13 protein-coding genes and 2 pseudogenes are annotated in these 19,861 nt (G+C 41.1%); 3 read left to right on the top strand and 12 right to left on the bottom strand.

Going from position 1 to position 19,861, the window contains the following annotated elements; translation table 11 throughout:
• Nucleotides 1-25 precede the first annotated feature (25 nt).
• The 4 genes from MBUR_RS04545 to lonB all read right to left on the bottom strand — a co-directional run bounded on the left by MBUR_RS04545 (nt 26) and on the right by lonB (nt 5,574).
• Nucleotides 26-847 carry an ATP-binding response regulator gene (locus MBUR_RS04545; RefSeq protein ID WP_011498985.1) on the bottom strand — a complete coding sequence of 274 codons (822 nt, stop codon included), beginning with the start codon at nt 845-847 and terminating at the stop codon, nt 26-28.
• A 177-nt stretch (nt 848-1,024) separates the two neighbouring features.
• Nucleotides 1,025-2,335 (bottom strand): TldD/PmbA family protein, encoded by a 1,311-nt coding sequence (locus MBUR_RS04540; protein WP_011498984.1) that lies wholly within the window; start codon nt 2,333-2,335, stop codon nt 1,025-1,027.
• A 1-nt stretch (nt 2,336) separates the two neighbouring features.
• The gene (locus MBUR_RS04535) at nt 2,337-3,668 is read right to left on the bottom strand and encodes a TldD/PmbA family protein (RefSeq protein WP_011498983.1); all 1,332 of its coding nucleotides are present in this window, start codon (nt 3,666-3,668) and stop codon (nt 2,337-2,339) included.
• Nucleotides 3,661-5,574, bottom strand: coding sequence for an ATP-dependent protease LonB (gene lonB, locus MBUR_RS04530; RefSeq protein ID WP_011498982.1), 1,914 nt, complete (start codon nt 5,572-5,574; stop codon nt 3,661-3,663). The genes MBUR_RS04535 and lonB overlap by 8 nt, the downstream gene beginning before the upstream one ends.
• Nucleotides 5,575-5,944: 370 nt before the next feature.
• Here lonB and MBUR_RS04525 point away from each other — a divergent pair, with 370 nt between their 5' ends.
• Both MBUR_RS04525 and MBUR_RS04520 read left to right on the top strand, forming a co-directional pair.
• Nucleotides 5,945-6,664, top strand: coding sequence for an RAD55 family ATPase (locus tag MBUR_RS04525; RefSeq protein ID WP_011498981.1), 720 nt, complete (start codon nt 5,945-5,947; stop codon nt 6,662-6,664).
• A gap of 199 nt (nt 6,665-6,863) precedes the next feature.
• Nucleotides 6,864-7,727, top strand: a complete 864-nt coding sequence (locus tag MBUR_RS04520; protein ID WP_048063531.1) for a methanogen output domain 1-containing protein — start codon at nt 6,864-6,866, stop codon at nt 7,725-7,727.
• A gap of 45 nt (nt 7,728-7,772) precedes the next feature.
• Here MBUR_RS04520 and purE read toward each other — a convergent pair whose 3' ends face one another.
• From purE to MBUR_RS04480, 8 genes and pseudogenes are all read right to left on the bottom strand, one after another.
• Nucleotides 7,773-8,162: a 5-(carboxyamino)imidazole ribonucleotide mutase gene (purE, locus tag MBUR_RS04515; protein WP_011498979.1), complete on the bottom strand. Its 390-nt coding sequence runs from the start codon at nt 8,160-8,162 to the stop codon at nt 7,773-7,775.
• A 12-nt stretch (nt 8,163-8,174) separates the two neighbouring features.
• A complete protein-coding gene (locus tag MBUR_RS04510; RefSeq protein ID WP_011498978.1) occupies nt 8,175-8,462 on the bottom strand; it encodes a chorismate mutase in 288 nt (95 codons plus the stop codon).
• A gap of 15 nt (nt 8,463-8,477) precedes the next feature.
• Nucleotides 8,478-9,341 carry a shikimate kinase gene (locus MBUR_RS04505; protein ID WP_011498977.1) on the bottom strand — a complete coding sequence of 288 codons (864 nt, stop codon included), beginning with the start codon at nt 9,339-9,341 and terminating at the stop codon, nt 8,478-8,480.
• 403 nt (nt 9,342-9,744) lie between these two features.
• Nucleotides 9,745-10,885: pseudogene (locus MBUR_RS13405) on the bottom strand (ISNCY family transposase); the annotation flags it as partial.
• 662 nt (nt 10,886-11,547) lie between these two features.
• Nucleotides 11,548-12,732: an argininosuccinate synthase gene (locus MBUR_RS04495; RefSeq protein WP_011498976.1), complete on the bottom strand. Its 1,185-nt coding sequence runs from the start codon at nt 12,730-12,732 to the stop codon at nt 11,548-11,550.
• A 25-nt stretch (nt 12,733-12,757) separates the two neighbouring features.
• The gene (gene carB, locus MBUR_RS04490) at nt 12,758-15,985 is read right to left on the bottom strand and encodes a carbamoyl-phosphate synthase large subunit (RefSeq protein WP_011498975.1); all 3,228 of its coding nucleotides are present in this window, start codon (nt 15,983-15,985) and stop codon (nt 12,758-12,760) included.
• Nucleotides 15,985-17,082, bottom strand: coding sequence for a glutamine-hydrolyzing carbamoyl-phosphate synthase small subunit (gene carA, locus MBUR_RS04485; RefSeq protein WP_011498974.1), 1,098 nt, complete (start codon nt 17,080-17,082; stop codon nt 15,985-15,987). The genes carB and carA overlap by 1 nt, the downstream gene beginning before the upstream one ends.
• Before the next feature lie 268 nt (nt 17,083-17,350).
• A complete protein-coding gene (locus MBUR_RS04480; protein ID WP_011498973.1) occupies nt 17,351-18,472 on the bottom strand; it encodes an ISNCY-like element ISMbu11 family transposase in 1,122 nt (373 codons plus the stop codon).
• A 173-nt stretch (nt 18,473-18,645) separates the two neighbouring features.
• Here MBUR_RS04480 and MBUR_RS04475 point away from each other — a divergent pair.
• A pseudogene (locus MBUR_RS04475) lies at nt 18,646-19,770 on the top strand (ISH3 family transposase).
• Nucleotides 19,771-19,861: the final 91 nt, after the last annotated feature.

Below are 19,861 nucleotides of genomic sequence, written 5' to 3'. Positions count from 1 at the left end.
CTTTTGACATATATTATAACTAAAATTAGAAACCAGACTCTGATGCTTTTGAATAAATAAGGTTCTCAATGCGTTTTCTATCAGAGATATCACAGAAAGTTATCAGTATTCCCATAACATTTTCATTCTCGCCTTTTATCGGAGAACCAATGATATCAACAGGAACTTTAGTATTATCTTTTGTAACAAGAAGCGTCTGATTTGCGAGTCCATAGAACATACCTTCACGGATCACTTTCTTCACAGGATCATCGACAATAGCTCCGGTTTCCCCACTTTCGACACAAAAAACATCATTCAGTGGCTTACCAAGAACATCGATCAGATTCCTGCCAAGAAGTGCTTCTGCAAAGGGATTGATAAATTTTATCAATCCGTCTTTGTCAGTTGCGATCATAGCATCGCCAGTATTGTTCAAGATCGCAGTAAGCCATTTTTGGCTTTCTTTAAGCTTGCTTTCCATCTTATGCTTATAAAGTGCAATCTCTATGTTCGTACGGAGTTCGCTTTCCTCGAATGGTTTGAGTATATATCCAAAAGGCTCTGTTAACTTTGCCCTTTGCATAATATTATCATCGGCATAAGCTGTGATATAGACTACAGGGATGTCATATTTGAGATGTATCTGGTTAGCAGCTTCCACTCCATCCATACCATCCTTTAGCATGATATCCATCAAAACAAGGTCAGGGTAGACTTGATCGGAATTTTCCAGTATTTGAAGAGCTTCGTTCCCACTGTATGATGGAACTATATCGTAATCATACGATAGATATGCAGTAAGCAATTCTACATTATCAGGTTCATCGTCGACTACGAGTATTCTTATTCTGTCATTCTCAGCCATATTACCACCTTAGGAGCAGAACATCTGCTTGCTATCTTCAATATTGGTCATATCATCCCTACCAAACTATATCGATTACCGGGTAAATAAAATTTAAGTTATCACTTCATTATTGTAATGATGAATATATAATGATTACTATAGTATTTAAGCACACTTCTGTGATCAACATGTATTTTAACCTACAATGCTCATTCCAGCTATTCTCAAAGACGGCACCACAGTACCTCCCACTTTACGGACATCACTTCCTGCACCTGTGATCTTGTTCAGCATCTCGAATATATTGCCTGATAACATCAGGGACTTTATAGGCTTATCAAGCTGCCCATCCTTGATCGTAAATGCATTTCTGGCCTCGACCGAGAAATCTCCCGATATCGCATTTGCCGTATGTGCTCCGATGACCGTATTAATGAAAACACCCTCATCGGTATCTGCAATTACATCACTTGAAGGATATTCCACGATAAGGTTTCTGGGGCCTACCGAAGGAGACGATACATAAGAATGCCTCATTCCGTTTCCTGTGCTGGAAGTATTGTCTTTTCCTGCCGTATAATTATCATAGAGGAACGACTTGAATATACCATTTTCAATTATAGGGGTCCTCTGAGATGGAGTTCCTTCTTCATCGGATATGGAGGTTTCAATTCCACCCTCAAGCAATCCATCATCAATAATGTTCAGATCCGATGTAGCAATGGTCTCTCCTTTCTTGCCTATTAGTGAAGAGCGTTCTTTTTGCATATTATCTGCATCTATAGATGGTTCGAATGTGTTCTCAAAAATATCGGAGAACGCAAATGGATGCAGAATGACGTTCGTCTTCTTCGGTTCTATGGAAATACCGTTCTGTGATCTGATGGCAAGACTTGAAGCACTTGCGCCTATGCCAAAAACATCGATATCAAGTGATCTCGAAACTTCAAAATCATAAGCTGTTGAGAGATCTCCTTTAGTAGTGATGACATCCACAAATCCGGAAACTCCCGTTCCTTCATCAACGATCTCAACACCATTCGTATTCATGATGAGGTGCTTATTGTATGATGTTGAAAAGCTTCCGGAGGTTGTATTGACATCAGGTACCGATAATGCACCCTCGATCATCTTTCCTGTAAGACCTATACAATCGTCCAGTCCGATCTCACTTATTTTTTTGTCATATGTACCTGAGACTGCAGGATATTTTGCATTTGATGGGAGTGATGTCCATTCAGGATCACTTTCCCTAACTTTTGCAGAAGAAACAGAGATATTTACTATATCCTCGATACGACTTACGTTGTTCGTACTTGCAAAACCAACCGCACCATTGATTATCGAACGTATACCAATACCCTGACTGACATTCTCTTTTGCCGATTCGATGGTATTCTTCCTGATATCTGCAGAAATAGAGTGATTATAGGAAATATATACTTCTGCTTCATCAGCACCCAGTTTTTCAGCAAGCTCAATAGCTTTCTGTGCATGTTCGAACATATCAGACTCCCCCTACCAATGCCTTTGTGATCGATATATGAGGCGAACCATCCGATACCGGTGCAAGCTGACCACCCTTTCCACATCTTCCAGAGTGCATCTTGAGATCATTACCGACCAATGCAACATTGTTCAATATCTCAAGTGTCTTGCCCGAAAGGGATACATCACGGAGTAATCTTGTAACTTCCCCATTCTCAATAAGATAACCTTTCTCGGCATTGAACTGGAAGATACCCTCTCCAGTGTTCACCTGACCGCCTCTTGAGCCTGTCAGGTACATCCCATTGCCAATCTCTTCAAGCATTTCATCAAAATTCGAATCGCCATTATCAATGTAAGTATTGCTCATTCTAACAACAGGTTCAGAATAACCCTGTGCCCTACTGTTTCCCGGAGTTCCACCAAGGGCCTGTGCTGTCTCCCTTGAGTGCAAATATGAATTGAGTACTCCCTCCTTTATTATCGTGGTCTTTGAAGACATGACACCTTCGGAATCAAATGGATAGTATCCATATTCATGTAATGTAGGATCATCAATGATATTGACTAAAGGGGATGCTATCTGTTCTCCCAAACGGTCTGCTAGAATAGAACTTCCTTCTAGCACAAGATCTGCCTCTGATGCATGGCCTACTGCCTCATGTGCAAATACGCCTGCAAGTTCGGGGTCAAGTATGACCGGCAATGTGCCTCCCTTCGCCTGTTCAGCCTCAAGCAGTTCAACTGCGGTCTCACCGGCAGATCTTGCAAGTGCAAGAGCATCGTTCTTTTCAAAAAGTTCAAAACCACATACTCCAAAGCGGCTTTCCCTTCCAACCTGATATGAACCATTTTCAGTAGCAACAGCGCTTATTGCAAAGCCGGTTCTGATAAGACTGTATTCGCAATCGATCCCTTCGGAACTGATATAATGAACTTTTACAGAAGCTTCGGAATAGACTGCTGAAGTACTGCTGACACCATCCATCTTTGCATGGTCTTCAATATCCTTCAATAACTGTACCTTTTCCTCAATAGGAACATCTGCAGGATCGATCTTTGCAATAGGGATGTTCTTTATAACAGGCTTTTCCACGGGCTTAAGCTTTACTTCATCCTTTGGAGAAATACTATTCATCTGTGCTGCAAGTTCTGAAGCGGAATCAATTGTTGCTTTCAGATCGAACTCGCCTTCTGCAGTTGTAAAGCCCCAGGAACCACCACATAAAGCACGAGCACCGCACCCTTTGCTGTAATTGACCGAGATTTCCTCAATATTGCCATTGTCAAGGATGATCGATGTAGACGTTCCATCGATCATTCTGACATCGTAAAACCCAACTTCAGACATCGTCACTACCTGCAACCTTCTTGCTCCTTGCTGCATAATCGATTTTTTTGTTGCTCATATTCTTGAGCTTTTCAACAATACCGGCCTTATCCTCTCCCACAAGACTGTGTTCGATTACTTCTGCTATTGTTGTAACTGGGATTATCTCGACCTTATCCTTATAGTAATCCTCGATAAGGACATCCGCTTCATTGGACTTAGGTATGATCACTTTCTTGATACCTGCTTGAACTGCTGCTTCTATCTTGTAGGTAGCCCCACCGATAGGAAGTACATCGCCTCTTACGGATAGTGAACCTGTCATAGCGACGGTTTGGTCAATTGGAATATTTTCTAGTGCAGATATAACGGCGGTTGCGATCGATATCGATGCACTGTCACCTTCCACACCTTCATATGTGCCTATGAACTGTATGTGGATATCATGATTGGAAATATCCTCACCGGTCACTTTCTTGATAACAGCTGAAACGTTCTGGACAGCTTCCTTTGCAATATCCTTCAACATGCCTGTTGCTATCACATGACCTCCGGCGGAAGATTGCGTCGGTGTCACTTCAGCCACAATTGGAAGGACGATACCGGAATCACCACCCATGACAGCAAGACCATTGACCCGTCCAACAGCAGCGCCCAGCTTGCCAAAAAGCTGGTAATCCTTTCGCCTTTCGAGATAACTGTCTGCAAGCTGCTGTTCGATGGAACGTGCTATCTTCTTTGCTGCAAGAACATGTGTTGCAGTAGTGATCTCCGCATTCTCGGAATGGGCAATGTCTCCAGCAACCCTTACAAGACCACCAAGGTCACGGAACTTCAGAGTAAGATGACCTTTCCTGCCTGCCCTTCTTCTCGATTCCCTGATAACCTCTTTCACTGCGCCCTTATCAAATGGCGGGATGTGGCCATCACGTACGACCTCCTGTGCCACGAAACGGACGAGTGACTTACGGTTCTCAAGTGTATCTTCCATGGAATCGCGCATGAATACTTCATATCCATATCCCTTAATACGTGAGCGAAGTGCAGGATGCATTTTCTCCACTGCATCAAGGTTACCTGCTGCCACCATGATAAAATCACATGGCACAGGTTCGGTCTTTACCAGAGCACCTGAACTGCGTTCTGACTGCCCTGTGATAGCATACTCCTTCTCCTGTAATGCTGTAAGAAGGCTCTGCTGGGATTCAAGCCTCAGGGTATTGATCTCGTCAATAAAGAGAACTCCCTTGTGTGATTTGTGAATATCACCGCTCTCTACCCTGTCATGCGCAGGTGTTTCAAGACCACCTGACTGAAATGGGTCGTGCCTTACATCGCCGAGTAGTGCACCTGCGTGTGTTCCGGTCGCATCGATGTATGGAGCGTGCTCTTTCTGATAATTGGAAACAATGAGCTTTGGTATCATGAGCTCTTCTTTTGGCATGAACTGTCGCGTTAGCATAAGTATCATGATCGCAGCGATGATACCCCACAGTAGCTGCCCTACGTAGAACGAGTACATGACGATACCCAGCACAAGGAACATCATCATCATATTACGTGACTGAGCCTTTTTGCGAGCCTCCATCTTGTGAGCCAAGACGATCTCCCTTCCTTTTCCGGCAGGCACTTCCCTTATCTTTGGGTTGTTATTATCCTCCAGATTGGGGTATGTCATTATATCTTCAAGCTCTTCCTTTGGTAAAAGTTCAGCCATTGCTTTTGCTAGCATTGATTTTCCAGTACCTGGAGTACCTATCATCATGACATGACGTCTCTGGCTGGCTGCCTTTTTCACAACTTCGACAGCATGCTCCTGCCCGATGACCTGATCTATCATAAGTTCAGGTACATCTATTGAACTTGTAGTGTTAAAATCATCACCGAAAAGTTCGGTTTCTTCCGTAGCAGTCATTTCGTCTTCCATGGTTTACTCACATTTAAACAGTATGATATGAAGTCTTTACATGAATTAATTTATAATCCGATCTTCGAGATTTTTATTTAATACTACACTAGAGGCATTCAACTAAATATATTTAACTATTTTCGGTCTATCCGATAATACTATGGACCACTTTTAATATATCGATATTAATAAAATTATATCTATTCTAATTATATCAAACATAAATGATAAAGAAGAGCTAGAAGTAGCTGGAAATAAAAATATTATTTGAGGATCAGTTTAGACCCAGATACTTAAGATCGAGATATAGATATTTATACTTATATGCCTAATATTTCGTTAAATCAAATATCTCGGATTTAATTTGTAATAGGAGTTATTGGGTCACATGGAAAGAATCTCAACTGGAATAAAATACCTTGACGATAAACTTGATGGAGGCTATCCAAAGGGAAAAGGGATCTTAATTACAGGTGTTCCCGGTTCAGGAAAAACCATCTTTGGATTACATGCTTTAGATCAGGGTTGTATTGATGGTAAAAAATGTGTGATGGTAGCGACTGAAGAAAGCCCAGAAGACATACTTGTTCAGGCGGAAATGCTAGGACTGGACCTTAAGAGCCATATGGATAATGGAAATCTGGAAATATTGCGCGTTCTTGAACAAAGGACCCGAGATATAGCACAGGCCTCTGAAATGATAAAAGGTTTTAGCATAAGAGAGATCAATATGATAGGTATCATCGACCTTATTCCAGACGATACCGAATTTGTCGTTATTGACAACATTGGCGTATTTGCCATTGGAATGGAACCTAAGGAATTCAGAGATAAATTTGATGTGCTTAATCTTCTAATTTCACAGAAGAACTTCACCACACTTTTAGTAATGGATGAAGCATCTTACAACCTAACTCATCGGATAGCAGATTATTCCACATATGGATGCCTAAAGATATCCATAAAAGAAAACCCATATACAGGAAATATGGAACGTTACCTTCTTATTACTAAAATGAGGAGTACAAACATCTCACTGGATGCTAATCGTTATGACATAACATCCCAGGGGATAGAATTCCATGGTGGAGGGTCAGGTAATGTCTGATCAGGAACTTATTTTAGAAAAACAATTTGTTTAACATAATGGCTCTGTGATAATATCACGCCAAAGTTGATCCATAATACAAATTTGAACCAAAAATATAAAGCATTAAGAAGATATTGTTGATTCTAGTTATTATAGTAGTCCATCTGGACGAATGCCACAATCGATAGATGAATTGTTTTTGAGTAAGAGTGTTTTTATGACCGAAGAGAAAAGATCCACCATACTCATTGTAGATGATGAGCCTAACAATGTTGAGCTTCTAGAAGCGTTACTTTTTGTTGATTATGAAATTATGACCGCATCTGGAGGTCAAGAAGCACTTGATATTATCAATAAAGAGAACTTAGACCTTGTTCTTCTGGATGTTATGATGCCAGAAATTACAGGTTATGAGGTTTGTGAACATATAAAATCCTCTATAAAAACGCAATTCCTGCCTGTAATAATGGTCACCGCGTTGACAGAAAGAGAAGATCGAATAAAGGGTATTGAGGCAGGAGCAGATGATTTTCTATCCAAACCTGTCGACCGACTGGAGTTAAACACCAGAGTTAGATCCCTTATTCGGATCAAGCAATTGCAGGATAGCCTCGTTAGCGAGCGAGATCAACTTGAAATGCAGAACGAGGTCCGTTCCATTATGACAAACATTGTTCCTACTCTTTTGGCGAACATACCCATGGAGCAGAAAAAGATAATTGTCCATCAGATGGTTGATATGGTAGAAACAATAATCAAGGGAACTAAGCAGGGCTATGTAGCTGAACTTAATAGTATATCAGATGCCGCACAACTTTGCTGTGATACAATGAACCAACTGGGGGGTTCTTATTATATTGATAGGACAGATGATGAAGATATATGCCTCATCAAGGCCCGGAAATGTCTGTGGGGTAAGGTAGAAGCTCATTTAAATCCGATAATGTGTAATCTCACAACAGGTGTTTTTATGCGTATCATCAACCAATTTTTCCCTAATAGCAATGTGAAAGTGCAAAAAACATTGGGTAATGGCGATCAATACTGTCATTTTGAGATACTAAAGGCTTTAAAAAAATAAACTAAAAATTAAAAGGAAAAAGGTAATCCCTTTTCCAGTATTTTTTTAATTAAGAAGATCAAGTATCCTTATGGCTAGTTTTGCGGCATTAGCACCATTATCTATACCAACACTTGCGACAGGAACTCCTGGTGGCATCTGAACTATGGATAAGAGTGCATCAAGTCCACCGAGTTTTGCACTAACCGGTACACCAATAACAGGTTTTATGGTCTTTGAGGCAATGACTCCAGGAAGTGCTGCAGAAAGGCCTGCGATCGCAATGAAGACATTTGCATCGCTCTTAGCAATGTATTCATCAAGTTTTTTAGGATCACGGTGTGCTGAGATAACTTTCACTTCAAAGGAGTAGTCGGTATCCTCAAGGACACTCGTAACTCGGGTTGCTATTGCATGATCTGATTCAGACCCCATTAATATTGAAATATCTACCATTTTTAATCTCCTTCAGGGAAGATTTCCTTCCCCGCTAAGTTCATGTTGACGCTCAATGCTCATTCTAATCAGGATCTCGAATATTTCTTTAACAGCCCCTGAATCAAGGCTCCTTTCGGTTGCTGAATTTGTGGCTCTGTCGAGTACCACATGGTTCTGCGTACCATCATTGATGGACATATGCTCTTTCTTTTTAACAGCAAGAACATCAGTCGCACAATCGATACGTTCTTCGATAAGTTTTATAATCTCATAGTCGATCTGTTCGATCCTATTGCGGACTTCTTCTATTGCGGTCATGGTTTCCACTGCAAATTAAAGTTTAGTTAATCCATCATTATTAATCTTGGTATTTATCACTTTTCCGCTCGTTCCAAGATTTTCCCAAACTTTCGTAAGAGTGTCTGCCATTTTCCTGTCAACAAGAGCAGAATACGCAGGACCAGTACCTGATAAACTGACCCCCTTAACTCCGCATTTCAATGCTTCCATCATGACATCAGTACTAAAACCAAGAGCACCGCAATATAGGAAACCGTTAAGCGTCATAGCCTTTTCATATTCCCCATCAAGTGCGAGATCGTATGCCATATCAACCCAGGGAGCCAGCAGTTCTGAATTATGCACATTCGTCTGTGAACTGAAGGATTGCCTGTCCGGTGCAAAGATAACCACATCCATTTCCTTTTCAGTGCGTTTGACCAGCTCGTTCGTCCGGTTGTCCGTTACAACAATCCCACCAAAGAATGAGGCACATGCATCATCAAAAGCCCCGGTGATGGTAACACCAGCATCCTTTGCAGCCCTTACTCCCATTTTAACTGCATCCAGCGGTTCAAGGGTTTCACCAAGAGCATCCAGCGTAGCCAGAATAGTAGCATTGGCAGCAGCACTACTGCTCTTCAAACCGCTTGCAAGGGGCACCTCACTCCGAGTAACAACGGTCCCACCCATTTCGATGCCAAAGTGCTCGAGGACAAGGTCCATGGACCTTTCAATAAGCGTAGTGTCCCCATGTGGTACACCTTCAATAGTGCCTATAAAGGAAGAACTCTCTTTCGTCAGTTCAACATCAGCAAATGTTTTAAGGTCAACTCCAAAAGCCGCCCCTTTCCAGGTAGCGATGGCGTTTATGACCGTTCCGGCACCTAGTGCATAAGCTTGTCCTGTAAATGTCATATCAAATTCCCGATAGTATATATGGGAATTTGATATTTAAGAATTGACTTACTTTTTTAACCTGGATATTGAAGGTCAAAGTTATCAGCACTACACACTGTAATAATTTAATAGATTACACTCTTTATTAGACAAGAATTGTTTAAGCAATTGATGGTATTTCGATTCTAAAACCTGATTTATCGAAATACCAATTGTTATGGTAAGTGCAAACACTATAATGATAAACCGGCTGTATAGTGAACCTTGCTTTTGAATTTATTTAATTAAATGTAGTAAAAAAATGTCTCCTACATTTAAACGTATTGAATTAATGGGGCTGTCAAAAACTTTGATGTTAAACTTTATTTGATATGTTACCTTCCCAGTATTTCTTTTTTACAGCCAAATAATTCAACACTCCTTCGGGTGTTTTAAATATTCTTTTTAGCTGATTAGGTAATGTTTGTCTGTAATAATTTTCGATTGGATTTGTTGTTTTAGAAACAAATCCATCTACCATAAACAAAGTCAATCTATTAAAATCTCTAGTGATTTTGTCTATTGATCTATAAAGAGCATATGGAATTTTCTTAATACCGTCTATTAAATTTTGAAGCCTATTGATTGCGATACTTACATCATATGTTCTAAATATCTCTTTTATTTCTGTAAATGTTAAACACATGTTTATCTTTTCACAGTAACTAACAAATTTTGATTTTAACTTTTTGAATACATCGTTTCCAATCAATTTATACAAATGAAATATGCAAAGTTGATGTTTTATCTCAAGTTTATCCATTATCTATTTGTACTTTATCCGATGATCAGTAGATATTGCATAAATTGGTCTGTTTGATGTTGCTTTTTCAATAAAATCCTTTACTGTATCATATTCAAGATTAGTAACGATCATTTCTTCAACTGGTTTATTGAATATTGAATCAATCAAACTGAGCCTATAAAATCGTCTTCCATTCAATTTTAAATATTGTTCATCATAGCAATAATAACCCGAGTATTCTTTTGTAGCTTCTGAAGTCACTTCTTTGTTTGATTTCCTTATCCAGTTATAGATGGTTTGATGGGATGGGGAGCAATCATAAAGTGAACTGAATATTTTTTGTAAATGTCTAAATGAACAATATCCTGTTTCATAACCTTCAATATACTGTTCATATGTTCTGGCATATTGATGACCTTTTTTAACAATTGAGTCGGGGTGTTGTAAATCTTTTAGAGCATTTTTTGCAATAATATCTTCGTACGTGGATTATTTGACTTCCAAATTCTGCTAACTTTAACTTACGCGTATAATACTCTTGTTTATTTATTTTATTGGAACCACATACGGGGCACTGAGGATGTAAAAGATCAAAATGGTTGTCAGCATGCAAAACAAGTTCCTTCTCATTTCGAATGTTCCTTTTTCCAGTTGAACTAAAATGGGATATGATTGCTTTTTCAAAAGTTGTAATGCCTGAAAAACAATCAGTTAATTTAAGTTGTATTGAGTCAATGTGGGATGCGAAAGTGGATGTTATATTAGGTGTCATAACCATTCATCCACTTTCATAATATATATTCATTGTGATTGATTAGTTGTAACTTTCTAACACCAAAGTTTTTGACAGCCCCCAAAATATATGCAATTCTTCCAAGATTATTTTGTGGAATTACCTTTCAGAACCATTTTTCATTTGTAATTAGTTTAGTACGGCATCCCTTATAGTTTGAAATTAGCTCTGATCTCTACAACTGTATTCATTTGAATATGCTTTAAACAAAATCTCGTTAATTAATAGGATTTTTATTCGTCCTTTTACAATACTCTCGACAAGACTGAATGAGTTATGCCCAGTGGGTGTAGTAGTTTCACGAATAACCATCTTTTATAAATTATTTATTTTTGCTTTTATAGCTCAAAAATGAAATGCTATATAATTCGATAATAAAAAGGTTATAAATTGATTTACCGAAACATTCTGAATTATTGAGTATCTATTTTCTAAGATACCTATTACTCTTTCTTTTAGTACGGGGGATAGATTCGAACCCTTTTATTTAGTACGGTGCAACATACCTTAAATATGGGGTATGTTTTTACCCAAGAGTTTTAACAGCATGAATGGTCTGGAATTAAATTTAGAACAATCCGAATCAAATTAAGAGCAAAAAAAGAAAAAAGAAGCCCGTATGTGGAATCCGCACACGTGTAATATGATTAGTTCTTAACTACGAATTTTCTGTACAGGCGTGCCTGGAATCCGTGATATTTGGCAAACCCTTCAGCATCCTTCTGGTCGATGCTTGTGCCATCAAAGGATACGAGCTCTTCTGAGTAAAGGGCATACGGGGATGTCCTTGCAAGAACGAGGACGCTACCTTTGTAGAGCTTCATTGTTACTGTACCTGCGACACGTTCCTGTGTCTTGTCAATGAAAGCATTGAGGTCATCGTAGAGGGGTTCATCCACGAGGCCGTAGTATGCAAGCTCAGACCACTGGGCGTCGACCGTTGCCTTGAACTTGAGCTCTGCACGGGTAAGCACGAGCTTTTCGAGGTCTTTGTGTGCCGCAAGCAGAACTGTTGCTGCAGGATGTTCGTAGTTCTCACGTGCCTTGAGTCCGAGGACACGGTCCTCGATCATGTCGGTACGACCTACGCCATGTGTTCCTGCAATGATGTTCATCTTCTCGATAAGTTCGACACCGCCCATCTTCTGACCATCAAGGGATACCGGCACACCGTTCTCGAATCCGATCTCGATGATCTGAGCGTCAGGTGCATCTTCCGGAGCTGTTGTCCATTTGTATATCTCTTCAGGAGGGATATATCCAGGGTCTTCGAGCTTTCCGCCTTCGATGCTTCTGCTCCAGATGTTCTCATCAACGCTCCATGGCTTTGCAGTGGTGACTCCCACAGGTATGCCATGTTCTTTAGCGTATTCGATCTCCCATTCACGGGTGAGGTTCATCTCTCTCATAGGTGCGATGACATCCATGTCGGTGAGCCTGAACACTGCCTCGAAACGAAGTTGGTCGTTGCCTTTGCCGGTGCAACCGTGTGCGAGTGCAACTGCGCCTTCCTGCTCTGCTATCTCAACTACCTTCTTGGCGATGAGCGGGCGTGCAATGGATGTGCCCATTACATAGCCTTCGTAGTCGCCGTTGGCTCTTATAAGCGGGAAGATATAGTCGTTCACGAACTCTTCGCGAACATCAAGCGTGAAATGCTTGTCACTGATCTTCTTTGCTTTCTCTTCTGCCTGTGCGACATCTTCCTTTGGCTGTCCCACATCGACTGCTACTGTAATTACTTCATCGTATCCGTATTCTTCCTTGAGGAGAGGGATACAGATAGATGTGTCAAGTCCTCCGGAATACGCAAGTGCTACTTTCTTTGACATGATATTGTTTCCTTGTAATTGATGATCAGTTGTTGATTTCTTTGTGATATTCATTGATGGACTTGATGGTTATCTCACCTGTTTTCATGGATGTGATAGCATCAGCGGCTGCTCTTGCTGCCTGTACCGTGGTGATGTATGGCACCTTGAAGTCCACTGCAGCACGGCGGATCTGGTAACCGTCCTTTCGTGACTGGCTTCCTGTTGGAGTGTTCACGATAAGTCCTACCTCATCCCTGCGCAACATGTCTATGACGTTAGGACTGCCTTCGTGCAACTTCATGACCGCTTCCATGTTGATACCTTTCTCTGCCAGGTAGTTCGCAGTCCCTTTGGTACCTATGAGCTTAAGACCTGCATCCTGCATCTTCTTTGCGATCTCTACAAATTCTTCTCTGTCTGCTTCCTTAATGGACATGAAAACATATCCGCTAAGTGGCAACAGGTTGTCTGCACTGAGCTGTGCCTTGAAGAACGCACGTCCGAAATCATAGTCTATGCCCATTACTTCTCCGGTACTCTTCATCTCCGGACCAAGGACAGGGTCTGCTCCAGGCAATTTGTCGAATGGCAAGAGTACTTCCTTGACGGAATAGTGCTCGACATGTAACTCGTCCTGCTGTGCATATCCCAGTTCCTCAAGGGAGTGACCTATGATGACCTGTGCAGCGATCTTGGCAAGTGGAAGTCCCACTGCTTTTGATACGAATGGAATGGTTCGGCTGGATCGAGGGTTCGCTTCAAGCACGTAGACCTTTCCGTCCTGCTCTGCCATCTGGATGTTGATAAGTCCTATAACGTTGAGTGATAGTGCTATCTTGCGTGTGTAGTCACGTACTGTATTAAGGGTCTCTTCTGACAGATACCGTGGCGGGATGACACAAGCTGAGTCACCGGAGTGTACACCGGCCTCTTCGATGTGTTCCATGATAGCGCCGATAAGTACGTCCTTGCCGTCACAGACCGCATCCACGTCTATCTCGACCGCAGCTTCAAGGAAGTCGTCGATAAGTACTGGCTGTTCAGGGGATACTCTTACTGCTTCTCTCATGTAGCGTTCGAGATCATTTTGCTCATAGACGATCTCCATTGCACGTCCGCCGAGTACGTATGATGGCCTGACAAGTACCGGATATCCAATACGGGTGGCTATCTCGATGGCATCTTCCTGTGAGGTCGCGTAGCCGGCTTCAGGCTGTGCAACACCGAGCTTGCTCATCATCAGGTTGAACTTTTCCCTGTTCTCTGCCATATCGATGTCCTCAGGGGATGTACCCATGATGATAGTGTCGAGATCAGTACGGCGTGCAAGTTCCTTCTGGAGAGGTAGTGCAAGATTGACAGAGGTCTGTCCACCGAATTGCACCAGTACACCATATGGTTTCTCACGCTCGATTATGTTCATGACATCCTCGAGTGTAAGCGGTTCAAAGAACAGCTTGTCAGAGGTGTCGTAGTCAGTTGAAACGGTCTCAGGGTTGTTGTTCACGATATGTGCTTCGATCCCATCTTCACGGATAGCTGTCACAGCATGGACAGTACAGTAATCGAATTCGATACCCTGACCGATGCGTATAGGACCTGCACCGAGGATGAGGATCTTTTTCCTGTCGGTTGGTACATCCTCGCACATCGTTTCATAGCATGAATAATAGTAAGGTGTCTCTGCAGCGAATTCCGCAGCACAGGTATCGACCATCTTGTAGGTCGAGATTACATCATTATTGCGGCGCAGATCGTTGATCTCTTCACGGCTCTTTCCTGTCATTTCCCCAATTCGTTCATCTGTGAATCCCAGGCGTTTCGCTTCTGTTAAGAGAGCAATATCAGGCTCGCCTGCGAAAAGTTCTGCTGCAAGCTTCTTTTCCATCTTGACGATGTTGTCAATCTTCTCGATGAAGAAGACATCAATGCCACTGAGTTCGGAAACTTCCTCTATGCTCATTCCGGTATTAAGGGCATGAAAGATAACGAACAGCCTTTCGCTTGTCGGGGTCTTCAAAAGGGTGATGATCTCTGCCTGTTCCCATGTCTTGTTACCGAACTTCATATCAATATCTAGGGACCTGACAGCTTTCTGAAGGGATTCTTCGATGGTACGTCCGATGGACATTACTTCACCGGTACTCTTCATGGCGGTGGTAAGGGTCTTGTCAGCGGTGACGAACTTGTCGAATGGCCATCTTGGGATCTTTGTTACAATGTAATCGATGGTAGGTTCAAAGGATGCAGGTGTCTTCTTGGTGACATCATTGAGAATCTCGTCAAGTGTCATTCCAATTGCGATCTTTGCTGTGACCCTTGCGATAGGATATCCGGTTGCCTTTGAAGCAAGAGCGGATGATCTTGAAATACGTGGATTTACTTCTACGATCCTGTATTCTCCGTCCTTGGCAGCGAACTGGATGTTACATCCACCTTCAATGCCTAAAGCACGTATGATCTTGATGGCTGCTGTACGAAGCATCTGGTGTTCGATGTCGTTAAGCGTCTGGGAAGGTGTCACTACAATGGACTCACCTGTGTGAACACCCATCGGGTCAAGGTTCTCCATGTTACAGATAACGATACAGGTATCGTTGGAGTCACGCATGACCTCGTATTCGAATTCTTTCCATCCAAGAACGCTTTCCTCGATGAGGACCTGATTGATCCTGCTTCGGCGCAGGCCTCTTTCGGATATCTCGAGAAGCTGTTCTTTTGTGTATGCGATACCGCCGCCGGCACCTCCAAGGGTGTATGCTGGGCGTATGATAAGGGGTAATCCGAGTTCATCGATAATCGCTTCAGCTTCTTTGAGTGTGGAAACTGCCACACTTCTGGGCACTTTCTCGCCGATGTCTTCCATCTTGTTCTTGAAGAGCTCACGGTCCTCGGTGTTCTTGATGGCTTCAAGGGATGTCCCAAGCAATTCCACATTGAACTTCTCGAACACACCCATCTCGGCAAGTTCACTTGTGAGGTTAAGACCGGTCTGACCGCCGATACCTGCAATGATGGCATCTGGTCTTTCCTTCTCGATGATCTTAGCGATTATCTTTGCTTCAAGCGGCTCGATGTAAACGGCATCTGCCATTTCCGGATCTGTCATGATGGTTGCCGGGTTGGAGTTTACAAGGACTACCTTGTATCCTTCTTCTTTCAATGATCTGCAAGCCTGAGTTCCGGAGAAATCGAATTCTGCTGCCTGCCCTATCATTATCGGACCGGAGCCTATGAGCAGGATCTTCTTAATATCGTTTCGTTTTGCCATTATACCCTGCCTCCCATAGCTTTCATGACCTTTCCAAAGAAGATCTTCTCTGTATCTCTCGGACCGGCATGTGCTTCCGGATGATACTGAACACTGAATATATCGAGGTCCTTCTGCTCGATACCTTCCACGGTCCTGTCATTGGTATTGATCTGTGTGACAATTACATCAGTGTCATCGAAGGAATCTCCTTCCACAGCGAATCCGTGATTCTGTGAAGTTATGTGTACAATTCCTGTTTCAAGGTCCTTGACCGGCTGGTTTGCTCCGCGGTGTCCGAACTTGAGCTTGTATGTGTCAGCTCCAAGTGCCCTTGCAATGATCTGATGACCAAGGCATATTCCTGCAATAGGAACAGTTCCTGCCATTTCTTTTACTGCGTCTATGGCTGCGTTTGCATTTTGTGGGTCACCTGGTCCGTTGGACAGGAATAAAAGATCAGGATCAAATTCCTGAATTACAGAAGCGGGTGTGGTAGCTGGTACCACTGTAACATCAATGCCTCTGTTCAATAGACTTGTAGAAATATTCTTTTTCATACCGAGGTCGATAAGTACGACATTTTTCTTGTCATCGGTATTGACCTGACTTTTTATGATGTAGGGTTCTTTGCAGGTAACCCTTGAGATCAGGTCGAGACTGGATATATCCGGCTGTGCTCTCGCCAGCCTTACAGCCTCTTCACCATCGTCACTGCCATTGATAAGTGCAGCACGCATGGTACCATGCTCTCTAGTACCGATGGTGAGCATACGAGTGTCAACTCCGGATATTCCGGGCTTTCCCTCATCTTCCATCAGCTTGTAGATATTACGCATGGATTGGTGGTGACTTGGAGACCGACATGCTTCCCTTACAACAAGGCCCTCGACCTTTACACCGTCGGACTGAAAGGTCTCATCATTGACCCCATAATTTCCGATAAGAGGATATGTGAACATCAAGATCTGACCGCTGTATGAAGGGTCTGTCAGTGATTCCTCATAACCTGTGTACTGAGTAGTGAAAACAAGCTCTCCGCAAACGATACCTTCAGCACCGAAACCGGTACCTTTTAAAAACGTTCCATCTTCTAATCCTATTACTGCATCCATCATCCGAACCTGCCATTAGATATCATGAATGGTTTATAAGGGTTATGATGGATGTGACTATTTATAGGTGTGTTGTGTGACATTTTGTTCAGGGGTGTGGGAAAGATGAAATATTTATGTGTCTCGATGATCTTCGAATTGTATTTTTAGGCTCTGTAGAAACCCTATTCTCAAGAGGATTCATATTAATCCTTTTAAAAATTTATCTAAAGGATGATGAGATTATCAAATTAGCTCATAAATTCTCCCATTCTAATTTGATGACATTACCTCATACATAATTTGTAAATGAGTTAGTTTCTTTAACTCCATTTTGCAAATTTGTAGCTACAAGCAATTGATATGCAACGAAATTCATAACTGAATACAGTTTCTTACTGCTATTTTTCATTCTTCTGATGTCAAACTTTACAGTCCACTTAATATGATTGTGTACTCGTTCACATTCACCCCTGTGCGAATAATCTTCATCGAATCCATCATCTTTGATATTCTTGTTTCGCAAGTGCATACCTACCTGTTTTTCTCTTCCATTTTCATAGAGGAAATGAAGTTTTTCTTCATATTTCATATGAATAGATCCACCAAGTTTCCACATTTTGTTAACCCAGTGATCAATTCTTTCCATCATTCCCTCGTATTGAACTTTAGAATCTGAAGAGTATGCAATCACTGGTTTTGCATTCAACTTATACCAGATATCTGCATGATTCCTGAATGAATCATAACCTCCATCCAATGCATAAGTGTCAATGTCAACTCCCATTTCTACCAATGCATCAATATGTTTCTTCAATTCAGGAGAATCGTGAGAAGCACCTTTTGTATGAGTCATGCAGATTGGAAGTGTTCCAATCATGGTGATGTGAGCTTTGTCCATCTTACAATTATAATGCGGATTGTAATCTGCATACTTGTCATATCTTGATGCTTCAAGTGGAGTTGAATCTGTTTTCGCATCTCTAATCTTTGTATTTTTGGAGATATTCTTTCCAATTTTGAACATTACTTCATCGAGTCCAGTTTTTCCAAGTCTGTATTTTACAAAATGATGCAGTGTTGCAGGGGATGGAAGATTCATAATGCCGTTATTGTCTTCAAAAGAAAGAAGCTGCGCTTCTTCTTTTGTTAAGGTCGATATTGTTTTCTCAAATGAGAGGTTTCTATAACATTTCACAACGATGAGCTTTATCATTGACGAAACCTTATACCGAAAGTGCCAGTCCTTATCGGTATAATAGCTACTTTCAACATAAGAAGCAATGTCATCGATATCTAAGAAATACAAAAATTGGCATATTGATGCATTATCTGTGTTCAGATAGTTAGCAATTGAATCTCTGGTACAGATTCCGTCCGAAACATCGTAATAATATTTCATGGACTGGTACATTTTCTACAATATAAATGTAATGCATAAGCTATGCTCAGAGTGGTGCCAGTAGTCTTGAAAAAAGAGTTACGTTTTTAAAGCGAAAAGCTAATTTCAGTAGTTCTCTAATTTTGGCATAATTCACGAAATCAATACCATTCGGCACATTAATATACCTTTAAAATGCCCTTTCCATGTTATCACGACTAGAATTAACACCTGCTCACTGTATCAAAACGGTTCTACCACCACTTCTGGACAACATTCCCATTTCAATAAATGGATCACTTACTCCTAAAGACCTTTTCACTAATGTTCTCGGAATGTCCACCGATAAACTTTCAATCCATTCAATTGGTAAACAATATCATAAGACTCCATGTGAAACATCGATGAGATATCATTTGCATAAGATTGATTTCGATCAGCTCATTGAAAACAATGCAAAGATTCTCTTGCAATCATCCCACTAAACCCTTGATTCAAATAAAAAGTATGATCTTGCAATTGATTATACAAATGATCCATACTATGGAAAAGTGGATGCTATCAATGAGAACTATGTGATTCGAGGACAAGCTAAGAAATCAACAAACTCATTCTACTCTTACATTTCTCTTTGCATCATAAACAAATACACAAGATTTACAATTTCCATGTTGCCTGTAGAAAAAGGCAGAACGAAGACAGATTATCTTAAATATTTCATAGATCTAGTTGATAAAATCAATCTTAAGACCAATGTTCTTTGTTTGGACCGAGAATTTTACTCCAGAGACGTTTTTGCATTTTTACAGGAGAATGAGATTCCACATATTACTCCTGTTGTAAGGATGGGAAAAAGAATAAAGGATCTTCTTGATGGAAATAAAAAACGTTATGAGAAGTACGTTATGAAGAATAAGAAAGGAGATGTAGAACTTGATATTGCTATTGATGTTAAGTATCTGAAAGGAAAGAGAGGGAAAAATGGTTGTGAGAATTTAGGGTTTGTTGTTTATGGAATTGATTGGGAACCAGGAAAGATTAGCACGATCTACAGGAAACGATTTACTATTGAATCATCATATCGAATGCGGAATGTGGTGAAACCGAAAACATCTTCAAGAAATCCAATGCTACGATATTTCTATGCGTTGATATCATTTATGCTGAAAAATGCATGGTTATCGATTCAGAGAATGCATTTTATGAAGGTGAAAAGGGGACCGAAAACGATAGAAGAAGATGTTTTTAGATTTGATTTATTTGTTCACTTTATTGAGGTATGGGTGAGAAAAAAGTTGAAAGTAAAGTTAGTAGTGAAATGTTATAGGTAACCTTGCATGATTTATTTAGTGGAGGGAATATTAGTGAAGTACTGAATTTGATAATCTCTAATATATACTGGCATGGTTATCCCGTTAAAAT

The sequence above is a fragment of the Methanococcoides burtonii DSM 6242 genome (assembly GCF_000013725.1).
Lineage (GTDB): Archaea > Halobacteriota > Methanosarcinia > Methanosarcinales > Methanosarcinaceae > Methanococcoides > Methanococcoides burtonii.
This window is presented reverse-complemented; position numbering and strand designations above follow the sequence as displayed.